Genomic DNA, 1,869 nt, shown 5'->3' with positions numbered 1-1,869 from the left:
TGCCTCGTGCCGGCAGGCACTTATTTTATTGATATTCCACCCTTGAGCAACTCACCCAGAAACATGCGTTCTGGCAATGAGTCTTTACTCCTCGCACCACCAACACAACCCATGCGGGTCATCTCGTGGTGTTTGGTGCTCCTTAGAAAGGAGGTGATCCAGCCGCACCTTCCGGTACGGCTACCTTGTTACGACTTAGTCCCAATCGCCAGTCCCACCTTCGACAGCTCCCTCCCCACAAGGGGGTTAGGCCACCGGCTTCGGGTGTTACCAACTTTCGTGACTTGACGGGCGGTGTGTACAAGGCCCGGGAACGTATTCACCGCAGCGTTGCTGATCTGCGATTACTAGCGACTCCGACTTCATGGGGTCGAGTTGCAGACCCCAATCCGAACTGAGACCGGCTTTTTGGGATTAGCTCCACCTCACAGTATCGCAACCCATTGTACCGGCCATTGTAGCATGCGTGAAGCCCAAGACATAAGGGGCATGATGATTTGACGTCGTCCTCACCTTCCTCCGAGTTGACCCCGGCAGTCTCCTATGAGTCCCCACCATTACGTGCTGGCAACATAGAACGAGGGTTGCGCTCGTTGCGGGACTTAACCCAACATCTCACGACACGAGCTGACGACAACCATGCACCACCTGTAAACCGACCGCAAGCGGGGCACTTGTTTCCAAGTGTTTCCAGTTCATGTCAAGCCTTGGTAAGGTTCTTCGCGTTGCATCGAATTAATCCGCATGCTCCGCCGCTTGTGCGGGCCCCCGTCAATTCCTTTGAGTTTTAGCCTTGCGGCCGTACTCCCCAGGCGGGGCACTTAATGCGTTAGCTACGGCGCGGAAAACGTGGAATGTCCCCCACACCTAGTGCCCAACGTTTACGGCATGGACTACCAGGGTATCTAATCCTGTTCGCTCCCCATGCTTTCGCTCCTCAGCGTCAGTTAATGCCCAGAGACCTGCCTTCGCCATCGGTGTTCCTCCTGATATCTGCGCATTTCACCGCTACACCAGGAATTCCAGTCTCCCCTACATCACTCTAGTCTGCCCGTACCCACCGCAGATCCGGAGTTGAGCCCCGGACTTTCACGGCAGACGCGACAAACCGCCTACGAGCTCTTTACGCCCAATAATTCCGGATAACGCTTGCGCCCTACGTATTACCGCGGCTGCTGGCACGTAGTTAGCCGGCGCTTCTTCTGCAAGTACCCTCAACCAGACAATGCCTGGCCTTGTTCCCTACTGAAAGAGGTTTACAACCCGAAGGCCGTCATCCCTCACGCGGCGTCGCTGCATCAGGCTTTCGCCCATTGTGCAATATTCCCCACTGCTGCCTCCCGTAGGAGTCTGGGCCGTGTCTCAGTCCCAGTGTGGCCGGTCACCCTCTCAGGCCGGCTACCCGTCGTCGCCTTGGTGAGCCATTACCTCACCAACAAGCTGATAGGCCGCGAGTCCATCCAAAACCAATAAATCTTTCAACCAATCCCCATGCGAGGAAAAGTCAATATCCAGTATTAGACCCCGTTTCCAAGGCTTATCCCAGAGTTAAGGGCAGGTTACTCACGTGTTACTCACCCGTTCGCCACTAATCCCCAGTGCAAGCACCGGTTCATCGTTCGACTTGCATGTGTTAAGCACGCCGCCAGCGTTCATCCTGAGCCAGGATCAAACTCTCCGTTAATAACTAAACAGACACACACAATCACACCGGAAAAAGGTAAATGACTGCATGCACTAAATTCGAAACCAGCTAAACGGTCCTGCCATCACCACAGGGGCGGCAACAACAAAACCAAATAACCAATTCAATATAAATAAATTGGTATCAATAAAACTTGGCACACTATTGAGTTCTCAAACAACAAC

Annotated in this window: 1 rRNA gene; it reads right to left on the bottom strand. The window is 53.8% G+C overall.

The window, feature by feature from the left end:
* Nucleotides 1-146: 146 nt before the first annotated feature.
* Nucleotides 147-1,684: ribosomal RNA gene (locus ACP7B9_RS17165) — 16S ribosomal RNA — on the bottom strand.
* Nucleotides 1,685-1,869: the final 185 nt, after the last annotated feature.

Source organism: Arthrobacter sp. TWP1-1, assembly GCF_049897845.1.
GTDB lineage: Bacteria > Actinomycetota > Actinomycetes > Actinomycetales > Micrococcaceae > Specibacter.
This window is presented reverse-complemented; position numbering and strand designations above follow the sequence as displayed.